At 41.0% G+C, this 23107-nt stretch carries 17 protein-coding genes and 1 tRNA gene; 8 read left to right on the top strand and 10 right to left on the bottom strand.

The annotated features are described in order from the left end of the window. Positions 1 to 16 precede the first annotated feature (16 nt). The 4 genes from GPM24_RS14725 to GPM24_RS22385 all read left to right on the top strand — a co-directional run bounded on the left by GPM24_RS14725 (position 17) and on the right by GPM24_RS22385 (position 3181). Positions 17 to 961 (top strand): RraA family protein, encoded by a 945-nt coding sequence (locus GPM24_RS14725; RefSeq protein WP_158827561.1) that lies wholly within the window; start codon positions 17 to 19, stop codon positions 959 to 961. Positions 962 to 1024: 63 nt separating this feature from the next. Next, a complete protein-coding gene (locus tag GPM24_RS14720; protein WP_199269769.1) occupies positions 1025 to 2110 on the top strand; it encodes a bile acid:sodium symporter family protein in 1086 nt (361 codons plus the stop codon). A 491-nt stretch (positions 2111 to 2601) separates the two neighbouring features. Next, positions 2602 to 2675, top strand: a tRNA-Asp gene (locus GPM24_RS14715). A gap of 380 nt (positions 2676 to 3055) precedes the next feature. Continuing rightward, positions 3056 to 3181, top strand: a complete 126-nt coding sequence (locus GPM24_RS22385) for a hypothetical protein (protein WP_158828622.1) — start codon at positions 3056 to 3058, stop codon at positions 3179 to 3181. A gap of 516 nt (positions 3182 to 3697) precedes the next feature. Here the strand turns inward: GPM24_RS22385 and GPM24_RS14705 are convergent. The 4 genes from GPM24_RS14705 to GPM24_RS14690 form a co-directional block, all read right to left on the bottom strand. Next, complete coding sequence (locus GPM24_RS14705; RefSeq protein ID WP_233268865.1) at positions 3698 to 6538, bottom strand: M16 family metallopeptidase; 2841 nt, start codon at positions 6536 to 6538, stop codon at positions 3698 to 3700. Between the two features lie 124 nt (positions 6539 to 6662). Further along, positions 6663 to 8312: a protein-disulfide reductase DsbD family protein gene (locus GPM24_RS14700; RefSeq protein ID WP_158827560.1), complete on the bottom strand. Its 1650-nt coding sequence runs from the start codon at positions 8310 to 8312 to the stop codon at positions 6663 to 6665. 62 nt (positions 8313 to 8374) lie between these two features. Then, positions 8375 to 8824, bottom strand: a complete 450-nt coding sequence (locus GPM24_RS14695; protein WP_158827559.1) for a protein-disulfide reductase DsbD N-terminal domain-containing protein — start codon at positions 8822 to 8824, stop codon at positions 8375 to 8377. 22 nt (positions 8825 to 8846) lie between these two features. Further along, the gene (locus GPM24_RS14690; RefSeq protein WP_158827558.1) at positions 8847 to 9917 is read right to left on the bottom strand and encodes a PLP-dependent cysteine synthase family protein; all 1071 of its coding nucleotides are present in this window, start codon (positions 9915 to 9917) and stop codon (positions 8847 to 8849) included. A 49-nt stretch (positions 9918 to 9966) separates the two neighbouring features. Between GPM24_RS14690 and GPM24_RS22230 the strand changes: the two genes are divergently transcribed. After that, on the top strand, positions 9967 to 10215 hold the full coding sequence (locus GPM24_RS22230; RefSeq protein WP_233268863.1) for an Lrp/AsnC family transcriptional regulator: 249 nt from the start codon (positions 9967 to 9969) through the stop codon (positions 10213 to 10215). Positions 10216 to 10385: 170 nt separating this feature from the next. Then, positions 10386 to 10652: an Lrp/AsnC ligand binding domain-containing protein gene (locus GPM24_RS22225; RefSeq protein ID WP_233268899.1), complete on the top strand. Its 267-nt coding sequence runs from the start codon at positions 10386 to 10388 to the stop codon at positions 10650 to 10652. Between the two features lie 19 nt (positions 10653 to 10671). Here the strand turns inward: GPM24_RS22225 and GPM24_RS14680 are convergent, their stop codons facing one another. From GPM24_RS14680 to GPM24_RS14655, 6 genes are all read right to left on the bottom strand, one after another. Next, positions 10672 to 11757: a TlpA disulfide reductase family protein gene (locus tag GPM24_RS14680; RefSeq protein ID WP_233268861.1), complete on the bottom strand. Its 1086-nt coding sequence runs from the start codon at positions 11755 to 11757 to the stop codon at positions 10672 to 10674. A 57-nt stretch (positions 11758 to 11814) separates the two neighbouring features. Next, positions 11815 to 12948, bottom strand: coding sequence for a redoxin domain-containing protein (locus GPM24_RS14675; protein WP_158827556.1), 1134 nt, complete (start codon positions 12946 to 12948; stop codon positions 11815 to 11817). A gap of 5 nt (positions 12949 to 12953) precedes the next feature. Next, on the bottom strand, positions 12954 to 14411 hold the full coding sequence (locus tag GPM24_RS14670; RefSeq protein WP_158827555.1) for a RagB/SusD family nutrient uptake outer membrane protein: 1458 nt from the start codon (positions 14409 to 14411) through the stop codon (positions 12954 to 12956). 11 nt (positions 14412 to 14422) lie between these two features. Next, positions 14423 to 17977, bottom strand: a complete 3555-nt coding sequence (locus GPM24_RS14665) for a SusC/RagA family TonB-linked outer membrane protein (protein WP_158827554.1) — start codon at positions 17975 to 17977, stop codon at positions 14423 to 14425. A gap of 217 nt (positions 17978 to 18194) precedes the next feature. Beyond that, positions 18195 to 19325, bottom strand: coding sequence for a FecR family protein (locus GPM24_RS14660; RefSeq protein ID WP_158827553.1), 1131 nt, complete (start codon positions 19323 to 19325; stop codon positions 18195 to 18197). An 86-nt stretch (positions 19326 to 19411) separates the two neighbouring features. Then, on the bottom strand, positions 19412 to 19954 hold the full coding sequence (locus GPM24_RS14655) for an RNA polymerase sigma-70 factor (protein ID WP_233268859.1): 543 nt from the start codon (positions 19952 to 19954) through the stop codon (positions 19412 to 19414). Positions 19955 to 21060: 1106 nt separating this feature from the next. Here GPM24_RS14655 and GPM24_RS14650 point away from each other — a divergent pair. Then, complete coding sequence (locus tag GPM24_RS14650; RefSeq protein WP_158827551.1) at positions 21061 to 22050, top strand: DUF4238 domain-containing protein; 990 nt, start codon at positions 21061 to 21063, stop codon at positions 22048 to 22050. A gap of 94 nt (positions 22051 to 22144) precedes the next feature. Further along, positions 22145 to 23044, top strand: coding sequence for a hypothetical protein (locus GPM24_RS14645; RefSeq protein WP_158827550.1), 900 nt, complete (start codon positions 22145 to 22147; stop codon positions 23042 to 23044). Positions 23045 to 23107 lie beyond the last annotated feature (63 nt).

The raw sequence follows: 23107 nt of genomic DNA, 5'->3' as shown, positions 1-23107 counted from the left end.
GGCAATAACCTGAATTATGAATAAGAAGAAAGTAAACTACAGGACGTACTTGTGCCTAGCACTTATGCTGGGTCTGAGTTATGCCCGTCCATTAAAAGCTCAAACCATATCTAAAGACGAACTTATATTTTATACCTCCGAATGGAAAGGCGAACGCTTTGCCGACGGCAGGCCTAAGATACCTGACAATTTAATAGAAAGAGCAAAAAACATAGGTATTGAAGAAGCATGGACAGTTTTAAAAAACGAAGGCTACACTAACCAGTTCGAAAGTAATTGGAAAATGGTGCATGATGATGTACCCGTTGTAGGCCGCGTGGTAACAGCCATGTATATGCCCAGCCGCCCCGACGTTGAGAAAAACATTAAAGCCAGAGGTGCAAAACAAGGCCGCAAAGGCAACACCAACGCATGGCCTATTGACGTGCTCACCAAAGGCGATGTTTATGTAGCTGATGGCTTTGGCAAAATAAAAGAAGGAACGCTAATCGGCGACAATCTGGGTAACTCCATTTACAGTAAATCGGGAAACGGGGTTATTTTTGATGGCTCTGCACGAGACTTGCAAGGTTTAAGCAAAATTCAGGGTTTTAATGCCTTTGTGCGCGATTTTGATCCGTCGTACCTGGATGCTGTGGTGTTGATGGGTTTAAATACCCCTATCCGAATTGGGCGTGCTATTGTACTGCCTGGTGATTTGGTAATATCCGAAAAGGAAGGCGTGCTGTTCATCCCTGCTCATTTAGCCGAAAAGGTAATTGTTACTGCTGAGTTTATAGGCCTGCGCGATAAGTTTGGCCAGGCCATGTTAAAGGCAGGCACTTACACTACCGGCGAAATTGACAGCCAGTGGACCAGTCAAATCAAAGACGCCTTTTTAAAATGGCTGGCTCAGCATCCCGAAGAAATGAAGATGACCCGTGCCCAATTAGACGAGTTTATGCAAAAGCGCACGTGGTAACGCTTGTATTTAAGGCAACCACCGTACTAAAAGCTTTAACTTCTAAACTTTAATACTAACCAATTGAAAAATACTTACAAAATATTAGCAGGCATAGCTGTACTCTGTTTGCTAATTGCACTGGTACTTATCATACAAGGCAATATTGCCAAAGCCGGACCTTTGCTTATAGGCTTTTTTGTTGCCTTATCCATTTCTTTCCGGGGGTCTGCGCTGTTAAGAGGGTTTTCTTACACACTTATTATCTTTGCGGCGGTAACTACAGCGCTGTATTACCCACAGTATTTTATTACCGTAAATGGCTTTAAGCTTTCTGCTCTTATTACGCCATTAATACAGCTCATTATGTTTGGTATGGGGACATCGATGGGTGTTGAGGATTTTGTAGGTGTTATTAAAATGCCTAAAGGTGTATTTATAGGCGTGTTTAGCCATTTTTTAATTATGCCAACGCTGGGCTTTACACTGGCTAAGCTAAGCGGTTTTCCGCCCGAAATAGCAGCAGGTATTATTCTTATTGGCTGCTCTCCTAATGGCATGGCGTCTAATGTTATATCTTATCTGGCAAAAGCTAATTTGGCTTTATCCATAACGATAACAGCCATATCAACCATGCTGGCTCCTATTTTTACGCCTTTACTGATGAAAACGCTTGGTGGCGCATTCATTGAAATTAAGGTTTTGGATATGATGTGGGATATCACAAAAATGGTAATTGTACCTATTGGTGCCGGTATTTTATTTAACCGCTATTTACTTAAAAGAGCCAAATGGCTTGAAGTGGTAATGCCACTGGTATCCATGTTTGGCATTGCTTTTATCATCGTCATCATCACAGCGGCGGGCCGCAGCAGCTTGCTGAATATCGGCTTTATGCTGGTGCTAATTGTACTGATTCACAACTTAATGGGTTATACTTTCGGCTACTGGGCCGGTCGCCTGTTTAAAATGGACGAACGCGATTGCCGGACAATGGCTATTGAGGTAGGCATGCAAAATGGCGGCTTAGCATCGGGCCTAGCTAAAGAGATGGGAAAAATGGCGACAGTCGGTTTAGCGCCTGCTGTTTTTGGACCATTGATGAATATCACCGGCTCGTTACTGGCTACTTACTGGCACAGAAAGCCAATTAAAGAAGCAGTTAAATAAAGCTATAATAGGTGGCCGTAAAATTACAGTGCAGACTGTCAGGTAAACTGTGCGAAGCAAAGAAAAAATGATGAGTACCAAAGTAAACAAATGGGCCTCACCGACTGAAAATGATTCTGATACTACACGCACTATCAAATCGGTATAATAATATCAGACAGTTGACCATGACCTATCAGATATAACCGCAGCAGCGTACAGACTCATTTGATATCTTATTGTAGTTCTTATGCCATTTCAGAAAATATATGCTAACAATATCCTTGTCACTATAAGAATCGATATAGCAAACTATAATACAACATTGTAGTAGACATCTCAGCGTCAGGAGATGATGTATGTGTCAAAAACTTTAAAATAACGATGAACCTTATATCTTACAATAAATTTAATTATCAGTAAGCAAGCACAATACAAAAAATTACCCTCTATTTCGATTATTGTATTTGTATAGACAAAATATGTGTCTATATTTGCATTCCCGAACGGGAGGAGTGGTAGTTCAGCTGGTTAGAATACATGCCTGTCACGCATGGGGTCGCGGGTTCGAGTCCCGTCCATTCCGCTAAAAAGGTAACATTACCAAGCNGACAGGGTTACGGAGCCGTCCATTCCGCAAAGTCAATATTAACGACAGCAAAAATGCCTTAGATGACCTCATCTGAGGCGTTTTTCATTTCAGGGGTACACCAAATTATTTAGCAAATCACAATGTGTGTGTGTGTGTGAATAATTCGGGAGTCATCTAGAACCAACAAAAGCAACTCACGAATCAGTTCATAATAGACCGATCAGCAGCAGGTTCAGCACACAAACATCTTGATTCCTGATGATTAATTAATCAAATTAGTTTCACTTTTTTAATTGATCAAAAGGTATGAGAACCACACTCTCCCTGCTTTTCATTCAGAAAGCCAAAAAATTATTCGTTAGGCGAGATATCCTATCTATCTCCGCATTACGATAGACGGCCAGTGTAGGAAACTTGCGGTCAGCCGCAAGTGCGATCCCGGCAAATGGGATAATGCCACCGAGCGGGCAACCGGCAGCAAGGCAGAGCTCAAGCCTTAAACACCTACTTAGACAACATCCAGTTTAAGATTTCAGGATTAGCAAATTGCTTACCTTTCACATTGCCCGGCATACCTTCGCAACGACCGTAACATTAAACAACGGCGTACCTATTTAGAGCGTTACTAAAATAATGGGACATACTAGTATAAGGCCTAAGCAAATCTATGCAAAGGTAATGACAGCAAAATTAGTGAAGACATGCAGTTACTTAAGAAAAACTGTTGATTTAGAAACCTATAATTTTTTCCTTTACAATACCATCAGTTAGTTACCGTACCTAATATATGTCAAGATTCTGAATGATAGCCATCAACTTAAAGAGTTTAAACAAAACAGCCACTCGCTTTTACAGCTTGGGGTTGCTTTGTTTAGAATTGAAGCTCGTTAATTATCGCTTATCCTACATGAATTTGAGATAATTGTCATCAATGCATACCATGCTATGCCTTTTGGGTATCAGATTCTTAATTTGATAACTGCAATGCTAAGACATTGCACAGCTTTGCACGCTATTTAATTGCCTGGCCGCTCTTCTGGCAGCAGACTGAATATTATTTGGTTTTTATCGCTCAGATACAAATTTGCAGCGGCCTTAACAACATCCTGATTTAGTTTGTTTAACCGTTCCATGTAGCGCAATATCTCATTAGGGTCTTCACCGTTTTGATACTGGCTATTCAGATAACTCAACCAAAAGTTATTAGTTTTTAAGGCTGTTTCCGTGCTGTTCTTTTCCTGTGCGATAAACTTCTGGAGTGCGGCTACTGTTGGGCCATCTTTTTTAAGACGATTAATTTCTTCCATTGCAGCGGCTAAAAGTTTTTCCCGGTTAGCCGGAGAACATCCGAAGTTGACGAAGAATGCATAACGCGATTGTGGACTTTTGCTATAATTAACCCTCACGCCCGGCGTATATACCCCGCCTTCCGACTCACGCAAACGATCCAACATCCTAAAACCAATGATTTCCTTTAAGGCATCAAGCCTCAAATTATTTTCCATATTATAGTCGTAACGGCCACTCAAAATCATGTATACCGTAGCTTTATTCTCCGTTCCTTTATAAACAATCTTGTTAATTCGTCCTTCAGGAGTATGTATACCCAAGTCTCTAGCTGCTTCTCTACGGCCTAGTGCGGGCAGTGAACCTAAGTACTGCACAAGCAATGGTTTAATCTTTCCAACATCAAAGCTTCCTACAAAAAGGAAAGTAAAATCTGAAGCATCAGCGAAACGATCCTTATAAATTTGATAGGCCTTCTCCAGATCAATCTGGTTCAGTTTACCAATGCTTGGACCGGTGCGCCGCACGTTGTAGCTACCCAGAACAGCACTAATGGTGTCGTTAAATACATTTCCCGGATCGTTTTCCCGGTTTGCCAGGGACGATTTTACCCGCGAGATGATACCCTTGAATATCGCGGTATCTTTTCTGGGTTTGGTGAAATACAGATGTGTTAACTGCAAAGCGGTTTCCAGATCAGCAGGAGCAGCGCTTCCTGATACACCCTCAGTCCGTTCGGAGATATAAGGCATGGCACCAGCCACTTTGCCGTTCAGTACTTTGGGTAACTGTACAGCATTCAAGTTACTGAGGCCACCCGAAGCCAGTATGCTCGCGGCATTTGCGGCTGATTGATAATCAGCATCACTAACCAGGGATGTACCACCGGGGCTAAATGAAGTGAAGCTGATTTGGTTATTGTTAAACGTGGTAGGCTTTAATATTACCTTAACGCCGTTGCTCAAGGTTAACTCCGTAATACCTAGATTATCATTTTTCTTTTCTGAGATAACCTTTCCGGCTACCGGTTTAACGGCCATCAGCACCGCTGATGTTGCTTCCTCTTTATATGCCGTCACACCCGACTGGCGTACTGCACTTATCCAACCAGTAACGTCTGCCTCGGTGGGCAAGGTTGCTTTGTCTTTTTCGGGTGCCATAATAATAATGTCCCGGTTTTGTGCTTCAATAAGCTGCTGTATCAGTGTACTGGTTTCTGTGAGCGTGATACCTGGCAGATACTGCTGCGCCAGCTTGTACTCTGCGTCAATACCTGGTGAGGCTTCGCCATGTAAAAAGTGCTTTAAGTATTCGTCTACAAAGTTTGCCGACTGTGTTTTGTCTTTTTCCCGCCACTGCGATTCTACTCGTTTGAGATAACTCGTTTTAGCACGCTCCAGTTCGCCCGCAGTGAAACCATATTGCCGGGCCCGTTCCAGTTCGCTCCACAAGGCCTTAAAGCCCTGTTCCAGCTGCCCTGGCTTAGCATTAACATAACCGGTAAACGCTTCCAGGTTGGAGATAAACTCACTGTTACCGGCCCCCGCATTCACAAATGGCGGATCAGACACCTTACTCAAATCACTGAAACGTACAGCCAGCATCTGGTTCATTAAGCTTTCTACCATTTGTGTCCGGTAATCCATATTGCTCTTGATGGTTTTACCAGTATGCTTAAAGAAAACCTGTACTACTGTTTGAGGAAATTCTTTGTCTGTAGCAACAATAAATTGATTCTTTCCGGTTAGCGGGACAGTGTAAGCCGTTCTGGCTTTCTCTTTCGCCGGATTTTTGAGTGTAGAAAACATTTTTTTTACCGAAGCCTCCATAGCACTAACATCTACATCGCCTACAATAATTAACGCCTGCAGATCGGGCCGGTACCAATCATTAAAAAAAGCTTTGATAGTTTCGGGCTTAAAGGTCTGTAATATCTTTTCCTGGCCTATGGGAAGGCGTGACGCATATCGGGATCCGTTGAACATTACCGGCATATACTGGTTTCGCATGCGTTGCGCGGCACCCTGCCCCAACCGTTTCTCTTCTAAAATCACCCCCCGTTCCTTATTAATCTCTTCCACATCCAGCGTGGCTCCGTGTGCCCAATCGCGCATAATCTGCAAACCGTTGGCTAACACATCGGGCTTGTTTGATGGTATGGGTAACATGTAAACGGTTTCATCAAAGCTTGTATAAGCATTAAGGTCGGCGCCAAATCTAACACCGGCTGTTTGTAGATAATTTACTAATTCATTTTTAGGGAAGTGCGTGGTACCGTTAAAATTTATATGCTCCATAAAGTGAGCCAAACCTTGTTGTTCTTCAGTCTCCAAAATGGAACCAACTTTATTGGCCAGATATAAATAAGCACGGTTTTTGGGCTCCGTATTTCTTTGAATATAGTACGTAAATCCATTGGGTAGTTTGCCGGTTCTAACTAGCGGGTTTAACGGAAGCGGTTGACTGCTACTGGATTTGCCGGGCGATGCCGTTTTTGGCATAATCTGGGCATTACCAAGTGCGGGTAGGCCAGCGAGGAAAACGAACAACGCAATTTTAGAATATTTCATTTTGTTAAAGTAATATTGAAACTTAATGTGATGTTGGATAATAAAGCGAAGCACCCTCTCCAGGGAACGCTTCGCTGAAAAAAAACCATTTAATTAACTGAACTATAAAAAGAACAAATGAAGATCAGGGTTTAAAAGCGCTTAATCCACTTTGCAGGTATAAGAGGTAACGAGACACCTCAAAGTCGGCGCCTTGCGGTTGTACAAGTGCCTGCTCCGTGTTAGGATCAAACAATACATAGAAAGGTTGAGAGTTACTGTTAAAGCGTGAAGCTTGCAGGTCACTGTTTAAGGCACCAATCGTTGTGATCTTTCGTCCGCTGAATTTACTGGTATACTGTTCCCCTGCTGGTAATAACTCCTTATCATCTACATAAAGCTGGATTAATACATATTGATTACGAATTACCGGCAACACCGTCCTATCTGTCCAAACATTAGCTTCCATCTTGCGGCAGTTTACGCAGGCGTGGCCTGTAAAGTCAATCATAACAGGTTTTCCTACCTTTTTAGCATAAGCCATGCCTTCGGCATAGTCGAAAAACGGATTCAGCCCTGCAGGCTTTTCAAATAGCTCGGCATACTTGCGTGGCCTAGCATCGGTCAAAACAGCGGCATTAGTGCCGTTACCATCTAGGCTGGCAGTATACAGATCAAAATCTTGGGTAGACTGCGGTGGCAAAAATGCACTGATGCTCTTGAGAGGCGCACCCCAAAGTCCGGGCACCATATAGCTGGTAAATGAAAGTACGACAATGGCGAGGAACAAACGGGGAACACTGACGTAATGCAACTCACTATCATGGCTAAACCGGAGTTTGCCTAGCAGGTATAGCCCCATTAGCGCAAAGATGACGATCCATAGTGATAGAAACACTTCCCGGTCAAACCAATGCCAGCGATAGGCCAGATCCACGTTGGATAGAAATTTAAGTGCCAGAGCCAGCTCCAGAAAACCTAGTATAACTTTGACGCTGTTTAACCAGCCGCCTGATTTGGGTAAGGCACTAAGCCAGCTGGGAAACATGGCAAATAATGCGAATGGAATAGCTAATGCCAGAGAAAAGCCTAGCATGCCAATAGCTGGTCCCAATAATGCGCCACTTACCGCAGCCTGTACCAGCAAGGTACCAACAATGGGCCCGGTACAGCTGAACGATACCAGTGAGAGTGTGGCAGCCATAAAAAAGATTCCTGCAACGCCCCCCTTATCAGATTTTTCATCCATGCGGTTTACCCATGCACTTGGTAAGGTAAGCTCAAAAGCTCCCAGAAATGACGCGGCGAAAGCTACCAGCAACAAAAAGAATACGAAGTTAAATATACCATTAGTTGATAGGCTATTGAGTGCATCGGCACCAAAGACGATGGTAATCACCAGTCCAAGTACCACATAAATACTAATGATACTAATGCCATAAAAAAATGCAGTACGGATAGCCTTCGCTCGTGAATGCGACTTTTTAGTAAAGTAGCTTACCGTTAAAGGCAACATCGGAAAAATACAGGGCATGAGCAACGCAGCCAATCCGCCTAAAAAGCCGGCTATAAATATGGCGCCAAGTGTTTGCTTGTTTTCCTGCTGCGCTGTCAACTTCGGTGTTGGCTTTACAGCTTGTGTTTTAGCCCCTTTAATACTGCCAATTTTTGTAACTGTCCCGGTGGCTTGGGTAGCAGCTGCAGAGCTTTCGACGGATGTAAACTCAAGGTCGGCAGTGGAGACGGTATCCTGACCAATTGCAAACCCGGCTAGGGGTAGCAACAGTACCATCATTACAAACAGAAATAAAATATAGACGCGCTTTAAGTGTTGCACAGCGGATACTTTTGAGATTATTATTTAATGGCTACAGCGAACGTTACATTATCTGGCGGTAAGCATTTTTCATCATTGCAGGTCATATATTCCAACGTGCCTTTTACCGTAACTGGACCGGCACTCATGAGCCTAACCCTTTGTTGAAATATAACGGAATGCTCAAAATAGCTCACATTCATGCCGAATGCCTTTTCGTATTTTGTGATGGCCTTAGGCTCAACAGTCTTTCCTGCAATCGCATAATTGGGGCTTGCAGTAAAAGTAAAAGTTGTTTTTACCGGCCCTCCGTCGGCAACATGCTGAGAGTAGATATGCCAGCCATCATCTACCGTAGCCCGCATCATTACTACAGCTTCCGTTTTGCTTATTCTTTTGGCAGCATATGCCCATTTAACAGGTGTTAAGATCTGTGCTTTAAGTGAGGCCGCAGCCAAAAAAAGCATCAGCGCAACTAAAATTTTTTTCATGTAATATTAAATTTTCAATAAATTATAGCGTCTGGTTAATCATAGGTTCTGTTAACCTGCAGATTGGATGGTAGTCTGTAAAAATTACATCGGTTGAGAGGTAACCGTCTTTTACCAGCTCCTCTTTAACCAGATCTGTACTGAGGTATTTTTTGTTACTATCGCAAAGTAAAGTCACTACCACGGCATCCGGCCCTAGTTTTTCCGCCAGTTTAATAGCACCGATTACATTAGCACCTGATGAAATTCCCACTGCCAGCCCCAGTTGTTTAGCTAGGTTTTGTGCCATGATGATGGCATCACCATCATTAGCCTGTACTACTTCATCTAGTTCGCTTAGCTTAACGATGTTTGGTATAAACTCATCCGAAATGCCTTGGATACGGTGTGAACCAACTTTGTAACCAGTGGTAAGTGTTGGCGATTCGGCAGGCTCAAGGGGGTGAATCTTGATGTTTGGATTTTTTGACCTCAGGAATTTGCCGGTACCCATTACCGTGCCGCCGGTACCTACACCGGCAACAAAAGCGTCGGGCGTTAGACCCTCGCTTTGCAACTGGGCCCATATCTCTGGACCAGTTGTCATTTCGTGCGCCTCGGCATTATAAATATTTTCAAATTGCCGGGGCAAAAAATACTTATCAGAATGCTTATTCAACTGCTCTGCTAAAAGTATGCTGCCCATAAAACCGCCCTGTGATTTGCTTACCAGATGAATTTTAGCACCGAGGCTTTTAATGATGTCCTGCCTCTCTTTGCTAAGCCAGTCGGGCATCATGATAATAACCTCGTGGCCCAGAGCCTTGCCAATGGCCGCGAAAGCAATACCGGTGTTGCCAGAGGTGGCCTCAACAATTACATCAATGGATTTAATAACCTGTGCACCATAAGCTTTGTGCATGATATACAAAGCCATCCTGTCTTTTACACTACCGGTTAAATTGTAATTCTCACATTTTACGTATATTTTTCCTGGCTTACCCCGATAGGTGTAACGCAACTGGAGCATAGGAGTATTACCAACCAAGTGCCACAGATTGTTAAACTTCTTTGTTAAAGATGCAGCTGCGCTGACTATTTCATCATTTATCATTATTGTTATATAAGTTTAGTAACGCTCATCTAAAAAGTATCTTTTTACAATGAATGAGCTGATATTTCAAGAATTGGATATATTTTTTCAGAAAGCTATTCGGTTTTGTTTTCTACTTTTTGATCAAAATCTTGATTTCTTCAGCACCTTACCTACTACCATGCCTCTTACCGAACTAGATCCGACAAAAGCCAAGATTTTGAAGCTTTTGCAAACAGATGCCTTACTGACTAATAAGGAAATATCAATTAAATTGAACAAGTCTATTGCACCGTTCTTGAAAGAATCAGGCGATTAAAAAAGCATGGTTATTATTAAACGCACCGTCTCTATTCTGTACATCAGAAAATAAACCAGAGCCTTATTGCTTTCAGCCCGCTGCTTTCGAATGACCGCACCGGTGAAACCCTAAGCACCTTTGAACGAGAGAGAGTCAAATAATTTCCGGAAGTGATAGACTGTTTTCAAATGACCGGTATTTCTGACTTTATTCTCCACATTGCCAATAGTAATATGGATGCCTATTACGACTTTTATCGAATTAATGTGTTCAGGCTTCCCTGCATTACCACCTTGCAAAGCTCCTTTGTTTTGTCGGGAACCAAGAGCCAGACTGCCTATCCGCTATCATGCAGGCGGCCATGCACCTGTTTATTGAACCTACGCAGCGTAACAGGTGGGCAGGGGTCTTTGCCCCTGCCGTTTCACCTTATTAAAGACTATGAACGTTATTAAGTTACCGACTTGTTATGCTTTATTTAATAAATGCGGAAATTTTTGTGTTAACATCTTCCCCTCGTATATCCTTTGCAATGATAACGCCATCAGGATTAATCAGCACATTTTGCGGTATGGCTGTAATGCCAAATTGAATGGCCACGTCATTCTTGAATCCTTTTAAATCACTAACTTGTATCCACGGCATACCATCTGCATCAACGGCTTTTAACCACGCGGCCTTGGTTTCATCCAAGGAAATACCCACAATCTCAAATTTCTTGTCTTTCAGCTCTTTGTAAGCTTTTAACAAATTAGGGTTTTCTGCGCGGCACGGCGCGCACCAACTGGCCCAAAAATCCACTAACACATATTTTCCCCTTAGCGATGATAATTTGAATTCATTGCCTTTATTGTCGGGTTGAGTAAAGTCTAAGGTTCTACCAATGGACAGCTGCTTGGCTTTTTCATACTTCGCCGTTAGCCTTTTTCCAGTAAAACTGGCCATCACTCTTTTACTTAGTGGTTTGTAGTAGGAGTCAAAAATTTTAGGATCAATTACTGCAGCTTTTTCTGTAGCTACAAGATCTAGCGTTACATACGAATCGGGATGGCTAAGAATAAAAGCATCCAATGTACTGTTCATTTTTACCCCCAGTGGTCTGCCTTCTGTTTGTATCCTTTTCATTTCGGCTGTATCCTTTGCAGACCTGGCTTTTAAATAACGGCTTGTGAGTTGCTGATACTGGGTTAGTAATGGTCCCATTTGTTCGTTGTAAGCCAAATAATCTGTTTGTGCCTGGGCACCGGTTATTTTTGCATACTTAATGCTATCGGTAGCTGTTACTGCATATTTACCTTTTTCAAGATAAAAGTCTTTGTAATCGGCTTGCCGACGTGTTTTAACGCTGTCTTTTTTAGCAGGAACTAAAATAATGTAAGCCCTGTTACCAAATGCAGTTTCGCCCATGAATTTAAACGCGCCGTTTTTAACGGCTACGGTGTCGCTCTTATCTTTACCCTGGCTGTTTTTGTAGCTGAGTATGGCAAGCTTGTTGGTTCCTTCATTTGTAAGCTTACCGTTAACTTCAAATTTATCCTGAGCCTTAACCACAAAGGGCATTATACAAAGTATTGTTAATATTATATTTTTCATTGCTTTTTTACTATAACTGACCATTTATTTGATGTATGACGATAATTTGGCAGTGAGATCTTCGCCCCGCAAATCTCTGGCTACAACCACTCCTTCGGGGTTGACAAGGAAATTTTGAGGCACAGAGTTAACGCCGTACAAAACGGCCACATCGTTTTTCCATCCTTTTAAATCGCTTACGTGTATCCAGGGCATGCCATCTTTATTAATAGCATCCACCCATTGTGATTTACCGGCATCAAGCGATACGCTCACTATCTCGAAGTTTTTATCTTTTAGTACCTGGTAAGCTTTACGTACGTTCGGATTTTCTGCACGGCAGGGCGCACACCAGCTGGCCCAAAAATCTACCAGCACATATTTACCGCGCAAAGATGAAAGTGTGAATGGTTTACCATTTACATCATTCTGCGTAAAGTCGGTTACCTTGATGCCCGCCTGCCCTCTTTTGGCAATAGCTATCCGCTCGGCAGTAATTTTGCCCAATGCCGATGCTTTAAGCGTTGCAGAAAACTTCTTGAACAAGGGTTCCATCGCTGCGGGATCAAATTTGCTTCCTAATATAGCGTAGTTGTAAGTGTATAAACCCACATAAGAGTTCAGGTGCGATTCTACAAACTTTAATCGAATGTTCTTTATCTCGGCTACCCATGCTGCCACGCTGTCCGACGCTATTTTACGCTCCTCAGCAGTGTAGTTTGCCGAAGCTTTGTTGCTTTTTGAAAATTTGTTATTTAACCGCATGATATTTTTGGTTATGGGTCTTATAACAGCTTCAAGGTCCCTGTTTTCACGATCGGCAACAGAGCCCGAAACCTTCGATTTGGTGATGGAATCGGTAGTTGTGAATACAATATTCGAATTTTCAAGGAAGAAGCCTAAATTATCGGGGCGTGCCGGTACCTCGGGCACGCCATTGCGCCTTACAGCTAAAATAGCTTGCTGAGGCTCAGCGACACTTCCTTTAATTTGAAACTTGCCATTGATGATAGCTACCGAATCTTTCTCTTTCCAGGCACCATTTTGTAAAGTAACCAGGTAGGCCTTGGCCGTCACAGTTAATCCTGGTATTTTACCGGTTAGCGTGTAACTGCCTTGTGCCATTACTGCCATAGGAACTAAGGCAGTAATAAGTGAAATTATTTTTTTTAAAGTCATAACAATTACGGATTATTCTCGATGTTAGGATTTTGATCGATTATTTTTTGGGGAAGCTTTAGGGTAAACCGTTCGGGCTTCAATTGGAAAGTAGTGGCAGCGCCTGTTGCTGAATACAAGGTATGAGTGTAAGTTTTAGAAGCGAAAAGAGGATCAACAGAGAGTCTTCTCATATCAAACCAACGATAACCTTCAACCGCATATTCACGAATACGCTCATCCAAAATAAAATTGAGTAATGCCAATTGCTGATTTTCAATAGCTGAAGGCACAGTAGCATCGGTTGCGGGCATACGCTTTGTTCTTAATGCTTCCACATCAGCCTTGGCACCCGTTAAATCATTGGTACGGCACCTGCATTCAGCCCTTAGTAAGTAAAGATCGGGCAGTTGTACACCAAATAGTGTTTGCGAACCTTTCTGTTTACGCAAAACACCCGCTACCGGAAATGGAAGCTTTGTACTATAGGTAGAGTTTGAATAGAATTTTAAACGTTGATCTGTAGGCCCAAATAAAGCAGCCGTTTGCGGTGTAATTACAATTTCATTATACGAGCTGGTAAAGCCGTTTGCAAACTGTTTTGAATACAGGCTTTCAGCATTATTAGGGAGCAAAATTGAAGCCGGACCCGAAGTGGCATTTATGGGTAAGAACACACCTCCGGTAGCAAATTCAACGTTGTAATCATATATTTTTACGGGCGTTGCCTGGTTTGCTAAATCAGCGATAGCGGCATTAAGCATAGGCAGTGCATCATTATACCGCCCCATGAACGTATACACTTTACCTAATATAGCTTCGGCTGCTGCTTTAGACATGCGCGTACGGTTAACTACCTGGTTGTTAAGGTTAGGGATGGCTGTAGTGAGGTCATTAATAATAAAATTATAAACCTGTTGCACAGTAGCTCTTTCAAACTTTGTAGTGGTAACATCGGCCACTTCTACTATTGGAAAACCCGGATCTGTAGCAGCGGTAGCTGCATTGTAAGGTTTTCCGTAATAATTAATGAGCAGAAAATAAGCCCATGCACGGCCTGCCCTCGCTTCAGATTCTATTTGAAGCTTGAGCTGAGCCGAACCATCGGTAGCATTTGGCACTTCGGTAATTACTTTATTGTACAGGTAGATGTTTCTGAGCGGCACCAATGTTTCACCTGCATCTTCATTTGGTTCGTAAATGGTAGCATCCCATCGAAAGCTTCTTTGCGATTTTAATGATGCCGACACGCCTGTGGTAAAATAAGGTTCAATTGCAGCTACCTCATCCCCCATGGGAACCTGAACATTAGCGGCACCCATATTTAGCAAGTCAAGGTTACTTAAAAGTAAGCTGTATTCTGAAGCTGTTTGTGCAACAAGCCTGCCTTTTGGAATTACTTCTAAAAAGCTTTTTTTACAAGCAGTTGTGGCAATCAACAGCAACAGGGATAAAAGCGTTATTTTGTGATAGCGATATTTCATTTTGAGAGATATTATAATCTTACATTTAATCCGAATGATACTGTTCCCTGGCCGGTACGTAAGGTTCTGTAACCACTGTAACCGTTCTGAAACTCAGGGTCTATACCATCTTTATTAGCTTTCCAAAGCATTAAATTTGACACTTGCGCACGCAGCGTAATGCCTTCGGCATGAATCTTTTTAATGAATTGCTGAGGCAAGCTATAAGTGAGCGTTATATCGCGCATTTTAATAAAAGATGCGCTGATCACGTTTATATCGGCAAGCGTATAATAATTTATATCACGCCGTGCGGCTATAGTTGGGTTAGCTACAAAAGATGGTATATTGGTAGTCTGTTCATCGCCCGGCTGTCTCCAGCGGTCAAGGAAATCAGCGTGAACATTCCCGGTAGTAAAGCCGCCGGAAGTAGAGCCATGTGTTAAACGGGTTGAATAAAAATTATTTACATCCCTGCGCATTACATGCCCCAAATTGAAGATGGCATTCAGGTTAAGTCCAAAAGATTTGTAAGTAAAGTTGTTTGATAAACCGCCGCTCCATTTTGGTTGCGTACTACCCATAAACTTAATATCATCGGGCTTGCTTGCGTTTAAGGCTTTGGTAACCGTACCGTCAGCCAAACGTATTTGCGGATCGCCCAGATTATCTAAACCAGCGTATCCATAAGCAAATAATGCATAACCTGGGTAACCGGTTGTAAATTGTTGTGAAACCCTGCCGCTACCTGTAGTTACAGGTGTAGTAGAGATATTTAAGCTGGTGATTTTATTTTTGTTATACGCCCCATTGAGTGTGGTGCTCCAGGTAAAATTTGGTTTGCGCAGATTAATAGAAGTTAAGCTAAGCTCTATCCCTTTATTTTCTAAATCGCCTAAATTACCATATATGCTTGGATAGCCGGTAAGGCTATTGGTAGGCAAATAACCTAACAAATCCTTTGTTTTCTTTTGGTAAACATCAATGGCAGCGCTTAAGCGGTTATTAAGTACGGCAACATCTACGCCCAAATTGATGGTAGTGCTACCCTCCCAAGTCAATGACCTGTTGGCTGGAGTAGCTATCTGAAGACCACGGCCGTTTGGCAAAAAGCTATTCGATGTTGGCGCAATAATATCGTAAGAAGCCGCTGTACCTGGTGTAGGGGCGTTACCGGCTATACCATAGGTTGCACGTAAGGCTAAATTATCTAACCAGGTAACGCCTTTTATAAAATTCTCTTCGTCAATTGCCCATTTTCCACCTACACTCCAAACAGGTTTATTTTGTGCAGCTGTATTTAGTCCAAAATTGTTGCTTTTATCAATTCTGTAACTCCCGTTAATAGCATATTTATGATCAAATGTATATGCTACATTACCAAAGTAAGAATTGAAACGGCTCAACACTTCTGCCTGTCCAAAAAATGGATCATTTAACTGGCTAATGTTTAACCCTAAAACGGTAGGCCAAACCGGATTTTGCAGACCAGCATTCAACGTATTATAATTAATTAATGATCCTGTTTGCAGCAACGGATCCCAGCCCTTTATGCTACTTAAATTATTAACGTTGAACTGTTCCTGTACTTCCTGGCCGGCCAGCAATGTGAGTTGGTGCAGTCCATTTTTCCAGCTCTTGTTGTAATCTAACTGGTTGCGTACCGTCCAATTACGTTGGTTTGCATTACTTACCTGATAGTTGCCGCCTATGTTAGGCAGGTTATATACAGGTGTTGATGTTGCTGTGGGTGCAACAGTAAACTGTGCGGTCTGTGCCCTGACTCTAAAACTATTGCGGTCATCGTAATCACGCGTGCGACTGGTGCTTTTTATAAAACTATAAGTTCCGGTAAAGCTTAACCCATCAATTAACTTCACATTAACATTGAAGATGTTGCGGCTCAATAGCAGATCGGTTTTATTGTAACCATAATTAACCTCATCAAGCGGATTATAATTTAAATTGATACGGCTACGCGTTTCATAATCAAGCCTAACAGCATCAGGCAAAGTCGTCATGTAAGGCATGGAAATATTGTTGCCTGCGTTATCCTGAAACAGTTGATAAGGATAGAACTGATTGGTTACGGTGAGATTTCTTGGGCTACTACCAAAATTATTGGATAAGTCGGTTATCAACCCCAACTTTATGCGTTTACCTACATTAAAGTCTTGACGTATGTTTATTTTAACAGTTTTATTGCTTTGATCCGGACTGTTATTTTTACTATCTGTATAAGCCAATGAGCTGTAAAACGCATAATTCTTTTGTCCGCCCGATACTGATAAAGTATGATTCATCAGCATAGCATTACGGTAAAACAGGTCTTTAATTTGACGACTATTATTGATAGCGGCCAAACTGTCTAAACTGGCGGTTGCCTGCGCAGCAGTAATTCTGCCTAAATTTTGGTTATAAAGTATTACTTCGTGTGGCGCTAATCCTGCTCCTGCATTTGGCAAAGTAACGGTGTTGTATGGGTAAGCTACCGGATCAAAAGTTTCGCGGGCAGCTTGTATAAATTGCTGGCTATTTAATACAGGAAAGTAATTTAAATCAGGTTTGCCCTGGAAGTTAACAAACGCATCATAGGTAAGCCTTACTTTTTCAGCCCTTGCACCTCTTTTAGTAGCAATAACAATAACCCCGTTGGCAGCCCTCGAACCCCATATGGAGGCGGCTGTTGCATCTTTAAGCACGGTAATATCAGCTATATCCTGCGGGTTAATGCTACTAACATCAGCAATCGGGATACCATCCACTACATACAATGGCGATGAGCTAATACTTACCGAAGTTAAACCCCTGATAATGTAAGGAGAAGCAGTTTGCCCCGGTGCATTGTTTACAGTTAAGCCTGGTATCAAACCATCCAGACGCTGTAGAATATTCATGCTGGTTGAACGGTTGACAACAACAGTCAAATCCGGTTTGGCAAATGAGCCTGCGCTTCTTTCTTTAGCAATAGTTTGATAACCGTTAGAAACAATAGAAACTTCCTGTAATCTGCTTACATCGTTTTTGAGGATAATGTCAATACTTGAAGCGTTTTCGCGGGTTACTGTTATCTGCTGCGTTACAAAACCGATGTATGAAATTTCTAATACAGTGCCAATCTCTACATTTTTTAACGTAAACGCACCGTTTACGTCGGTCGTTGCAACGGCGTTATTTGCCTTTGACCGAACGTTCGCTCCAATAAGTGGTGCTCTGGTAGAATCGTTCACTACCCGTCCGCTTACATCTACGGGAATAGCAAATAAATTTATCGCCTTTTCAAAAAGGGTCTCTTGCTTTTTGGAAACCACAACAGATTTGTCTTCGATAGAATACTCCAGCGGCTGTCCATCAAACACCCGTTTCAACACATCATCTATATTCCCGTTGGTTACTTTAAGGGTAACAGGCCTTGAACCTTTTAACAAGGACGTTGTATAAAGAATATCGTAACCAGTTTGTGTCCGAATTTTTTGAAAAACCTGCTCTAAGGGTGTATTTTTTTCTGAAAGGCTAATCTTTTGCGCATATGTAGATGCACTTACGTGAAAAACAGCTATTAATAAGAATAGGACAGTTAACTTCATAGTCAAGATCAAACGGTGGATACAGCCGGGCGGCTGTACAAAAATTTTAGGGTAAAATTTGTACATTTGGGAAACATGGGTTTAAGTGCATGGCCCTGCATTGTGCGAATGAGAGAGGCATAGCACTGTTCATCAATAGTTATTATTTTTGAAAATTCATTGTAAGTCATTCCGGGCTCAATCGGAATGGCTTTTTTTAAAATTATTAGTAAAGATTTTATTGAATTATAGTAACCCTCCTTCCTTCAATCTTATAATGGACAGCCTTTGTTCTTTCCAGCATTTTTAAAACCTGGCTGATATTTTTAGAACGAGATATAGTACCATTAAATCCTTCATTCAATGGTTCGCCCTGGTATTGCATCTCAATATTATACCAGCGGGATAGCTTGCGCATAACACTCTCTATCTTTTCATCTTTAAATTGAAAATAACCGTTTTTCCAAGCCACTGCCTCGTTAAGATCAACCGCTTTGTTTACACTTAAGTTGCCAGCCTGTAAAATCGACTGTTGTCCTGGTTTTATAACTGTAGTCGTATTTCCGGCAGTAACTTTTACCGAACCCTCCAGCAATGTGGTCTTTATGCTCGATTCATCAGCGTATGCATTAATGTTAAAATGCGTTCCTAAAACCTCAATTGACTGATTGTTGGCAATTACTTTAAATGGTTTAGCTGCATCATGGGCTACCTCAAAGTAAACCTCGCCAGTCACTTCAACTTTACGCTCGGCGCCTAGAAAGACAGTCGGGAACCTGATAGATGATGCGGCATTAAGCCAAACATCAGTACCATCAGCAAGTGTTAAATGGTATTGACCGCCTACTGGCGTGCTCATTGAATTAAACTTCAATTTAGTATTATCACTACCTTTGTCTGAAACGGTATGAAATGTTAAATTGCCGGCTGTGGCTTTGTTGATACTTGTACCACCCAGAGAGGCAAGGTGCCCAATTTTAGCATTGGTTAGATTGATTTGCTGACCATTAGCTAATGTTAAAACAGCCTGGTTTCCTCCGGGCTTAATAGCTGAAAGTCTCTCTTCCGCCATAGGCGAATGGTGTTGTGAAAACAAAAAGAAAGCGCCAATGCTTAAGAAAATTAAAAAAGCGGCGGCTATAAGAATTTGCGGCATTAAATTAAGCACTGTACGGCTAGCCTGTAAATGAGCCATTGCTGCCTGCCGACCCCGTGTAAAGGCGCCATTGATGCTTTCTTCTGATGGTTTAAAGTCGCTTTTAGACAAGTCATAGAGATGCCAGCTTTCTACAAGTGCTTTCTCCTGTTCATTGCAAGTACCATCTGCATACTTTTGTATTAGTTTTTCCGGTGTATTTTCGTCTTCCATATACTATTATCCCGATGGGGATATAATATATGTAAGCTGGACGGCACCCAAGGCCTAGAAGGTTTTACAGTTTTTTTAATAAATTGTTAATAATTTATTAAAAACAATATAAATGCAAGGAACCCAAGCCGGATTCTTAGAATTTTTAGCGCATTATTAACTTGATTTTTGACTGTTTTCTCAGATATATCAAGCTTTATCGAAATTTCTTTATGTGAAAGATGATATTTCCGACTCAATTCAAAAACTTCTCTCATCTTTTCGGGCAATAAAGCAATTTCTTTCTCTATTAATCGACTAAATTCTTTTTCCCGAACCACATAGTCCGCCTGAACTGTCTCAAGATCGATAAACTGTTGAAAAGATACGGCGTAATCGGTTCTTACTTTTTTACGATCAAGCAAGTTAAAAAACTTATACCTTACCGCACTATATAAGTAAGATGCAAGGTTATGCTCAAAAGATATCGTGGAACGCTTATCCCAAAGATAAAATAGTACTTCCTGTACAATATCCTCAGCTTCGTTTTCATCCTTGGTAATTTTACAGGCATATATATACAACAAACCCTGATAGCGATCATATATCTGGGTGAACGCAGAGTGATCATTACCCTTAATTAAGGACATTAGTTCTCGATCGGTATATTGCTTATAGTCACTCACTTCTTGTATAGCGAATATAATTAATAAATATAGTGATTGTCAAAAAAAAGAGGAAACGCAATCCATTTTACTGATAGAAAGTTCGTAATTCACTTCTTTTGTACTGCAAACTTTTCGATTTTAATTGTTTGTTTCCTATCGCTGAAGCCTTTTAGCGAAAATGCCTTAATTTACCGACACCTTTGCCGGTATCCTAGCATTTGATTGAAATTTTCTGCTGCAAGGCAACCCATGTTTTCTTTCACTCTACTGTACACATACAAATAGGCGCTTTTCTTGCTTTTTCTTTTTTGACCTGACATTGAAATAGATATCAAAACTTTTAACTGTTTTCATAAACTGTAAGAACTAATCCTATGGCGAATTAGGTGTTTCCAACCCACTCGAAAAGGGCTCTAAAACCAATCAGAATCACTCAATTTTAATATTTTATAAATAGTTGATTTATTGAATATTAAAATACTTCAAAACAACTGCAAAGGTACAAACCAAAACAGGTGTTCAGATAGGGGAAATATAATATGGAAAACTTTGGTTTATTTTAGCTATTTAGGGAACTGTCTAAAAACAAAAAAACCCTGTATATTTCATATACAGGGTTTTGATACTTAATGGTATCGCTTTAGTCGGGATGGCAGGACGATAACCTATGCTTGTAAATTCCTTATTATCAACGTCGTAATTGAAACAAATCAAAGCAGGTGTTCACTTAGGTAACCACCTCTTTTCATAATTAAAGATATACATTTAATCTTAATTAAACAAAAGCCTTGGTTTATATTTATAAATACTTCTTTGTGATTAACGGCGAAGATTATTGGCTTGCGTATCTCGGAAGTAACGATAATAATAAAGTTCACTAACAATGTACAGGGAACTTTGAATAGAAAGGGAGGGAAATGTAACTTGCCCATTTTTAGCCGCTATTGCGGTTGTATGTCGGCTTTTGAAAAACAGGTCTCGCAAAAGACCGTGCTTTTAGAGCGTGCGGGTTCGATCCCCGCCTGAAAATACACTCGAAAGAGTTCTTTATATTTAGCCCGAAAGGGCTTTTTTTATTTTAGGTACGTATGGGAGAGCAACAAGAGATCAAGGATCAGCATTTTTTACCACAATGTTATTTAAACGGCTTTGTTAATGAAAAAGGAAAATTGTTTTCACTGGATCTGAAATTGTTTGTTGAGCGCGGTAAAAGGCCTTACGCCAGGGAATCTAATCCGGCTAAGATTTGTAAGGATGTGCATTTTTACACCGTAGAAGAGGATGCGAAAGTGTACAATCTCAGCAAGGTGACCGACAAGTTTTTGGTAGAAAAAAGTTTCCATGAATATGAGAACACTTTTCAGGAACTTATAACTAAAGTTACTTCAGGTCCTACATTAAGTGTTAACGATGCATCAAGGTTGATTCGCATTATCGTTGACCTGAAATTCAGGAATAAATATTACCGGGAAAAATTAATAGGCCCGAGACAAACCGAAGTAATTAATGAGGCTTTTGAAGAGATCAAGGCTACTTTCGTGAACGATCCGGAATTTCGAACGAAATATTTAGGAATTACCCCTGAAGAAATGGCGGCTATTAACCATTCGGTAAAGGGTATGCTATTAAACGACCCTAAATTTAAGAAACACGCACATTTGTCTTCACTCGTAAATAGGGAAGACGGCTACGATACGTTGCTGACATCACTCGTACCTAAATTACTTAAATGTAGATGGGTAGTGATGAGATCAAATGGAAAGTTTATCAGCAATGACAATCCGGGATGCGTTATTGATAGTGACAATAAAATTCATAATACTTATTTTGACCACGATTTTTTATTCTTTATGCCCCTTACAGCCTCGTACTGTCTTACTATTTCAGATGCATCTGAAGATCCGTTTTTTTTAGCTGCTCCCACTGTAAAGCAATTTCCTATGGTTGAGGCATCGGATGATATGATCCGGATGTCCAACAATTTTGCGATCAAACATTTCAATAAGATTGCTTACGGCCCAGACAAAGCTTTGCTGGATGAGTTAGCCCAGGAATTGATAATAACAAAACAGCCATAGTTATTCCTTTTTCTAAGAACTACGCAAATAGGATGCGCATGACTGTTTTTAATTTGTTCCTTAATGTATTTAAAAAGAAATCCATGTTAAGTAAATGAAAACTATTACCGAAAAAGAGGAACAGTATATATTGATCTCGGATCAAACTGATTTTGATGAAATCATAGAGTGCTTTACAGACCGGCAACTCTTCGCAAATCAGTTTAAATTTTCAGACAGAAGCTATTTTACTAAGCTACTGAATGCATTAAACATCGATGATGAGGACTTCTCAACCAGGTACTATTATTATGATCCAGCTCGTAAACTTCATATTTCAGAAAGTGAATTTGGTTATGTATGGATCAGTACTTATGGGTTGATAGCCCGAAATAAGGCAACGGCTAATCGCGCAGTCAACGCCTGCTTGAACCAACACATGGTAATCTTAATGTTAATAGAGAAAGCCATTGATCTTGTCAATGATAACAGGGTATATGATATTGATTCCTACAAATTCTCTTTACTTAGCAAATTATCACCAACAATCTTTCACAATGTGACTTTCTATATCGAGGTCTTTTGCAAAGCATACCTATCATTGACAGGCACTGAAACTCCTCATAGCCATAACCTTTTGTTGATTTATCAAACAACACTACAAGCGATGAATAATCATGGGCATGGTAACTCACTTTTTCAGATAATAGTCCTTGAACCACTTTTTAAAATTGTTGAGCATGTAGCAATGCTTCCGAGAAATTTCAAAGAACATTTTATCAAATACGATGATAATTTGCAAGACGACACGATAATCCTTTATGATGCGCCTGGGTTAGCGGAAATGAAGTCGTTACTAGAATTATCAGTAGACTTTATCAGCGGCTATTATTACGAAGGTGCTGAGACACATTACCTAAGAACTGATGTATATCAGAGGATGATGGACATGGCAGATACCGATGAAAAGAAGGCAAAAATACAAGAACTATATCCCCATTTGATTCCTAGATAAGATCATGCAAGTAATCAGAAAGTCTGATTAAAAAAATACTAATCTATGGGTAATTTTCTAAAG

The organism is Mucilaginibacter lacusdianchii (assembly GCF_009770985.1).
In the GTDB taxonomy this organism is placed as follows: Bacteria; Bacteroidota; Bacteroidia; order Sphingobacteriales; family Sphingobacteriaceae; genus Mucilaginibacter; species Mucilaginibacter lacusdianchii.
This window is presented reverse-complemented; position numbering and strand designations above follow the sequence as displayed.

Excerpts from the sequence above, each read along its gene's own strand:
- GPM24_RS14670 (WP_158827555.1), bottom strand. The coding sequence starts at position 14,411 with ATGAAATATCGCTATCACAAAATAACGCTTTTATCCCTGTTGCTGTTG.
- GPM24_RS14645 (WP_158827550.1), top strand. The coding sequence starts at position 22,145 with ATGAAAACTATTACCGAAAAAGAGGAACAGTATATATTGATCTCGGAT.
- GPM24_RS14665 (WP_158827554.1), bottom strand. The coding sequence starts at position 17,977 with ATGAAGTTAACTGTCCTATTCTTATTAATAGCTGTTTTTCACGTAAGT.
- GPM24_RS22230 (WP_233268863.1), top strand. The coding sequence starts at position 9,967 with ATGAATGAGCTGATATTTCAAGAATTGGATATATTTTTTCAGAAAGCT.
- GPM24_RS14695 (WP_158827559.1), bottom strand. The coding sequence starts at position 8,824 with ATGAAAAAAATTTTAGTTGCGCTGATGCTTTTTTTGGCTGCGGCCTCA.
- GPM24_RS22225 (WP_233268899.1), top strand. The coding sequence starts at position 10,386 with ATGACCGGTATTTCTGACTTTATTCTCCACATTGCCAATAGTAATATG.
- GPM24_RS14655 (WP_233268859.1), bottom strand. The coding sequence starts at position 19,954 with ATGTCCTTAATTAAGGGTAATGATCACTCTGCGTTCACCCAGATATAT.
- GPM24_RS14675 (WP_158827556.1), bottom strand. The coding sequence starts at position 12,948 with ATGACTTTAAAAAAAATAATTTCACTTATTACTGCCTTAGTTCCTATG.
- GPM24_RS14700 (WP_158827560.1), bottom strand. The coding sequence starts at position 8,312 with ATGATGGTACTGTTGCTACCCCTAGCCGGGTTTGCAATTGGTCAGGAT.
- GPM24_RS14680 (WP_233268861.1), bottom strand. The coding sequence starts at position 11,757 with ATGCCCTTTGTGGTTAAGGCTCAGGATAAATTTGAAGTTAACGGTAAG.
- GPM24_RS14705 (WP_233268865.1), bottom strand. The coding sequence starts at position 6,538 with ATGAAATATTCTAAAATTGCGTTGTTCGTTTTCCTCGCTGGCCTACCC.
- GPM24_RS14650 (WP_158827551.1), top strand. The coding sequence starts at position 21,061 with ATGGGAGAGCAACAAGAGATCAAGGATCAGCATTTTTTACCACAATGT.
- GPM24_RS14725 (WP_158827561.1), top strand. The coding sequence starts at position 17 with ATGAATAAGAAGAAAGTAAACTACAGGACGTACTTGTGCCTAGCACTT.
- GPM24_RS14690 (WP_158827558.1), bottom strand. The coding sequence starts at position 9,917 with ATGATAAATGATGAAATAGTCAGCGCAGCTGCATCTTTAACAAAGAAG.
- GPM24_RS14660 (WP_158827553.1), bottom strand. The coding sequence starts at position 19,325 with ATGGAAGACGAAAATACACCGGAAAAACTAATACAAAAGTATGCAGAT.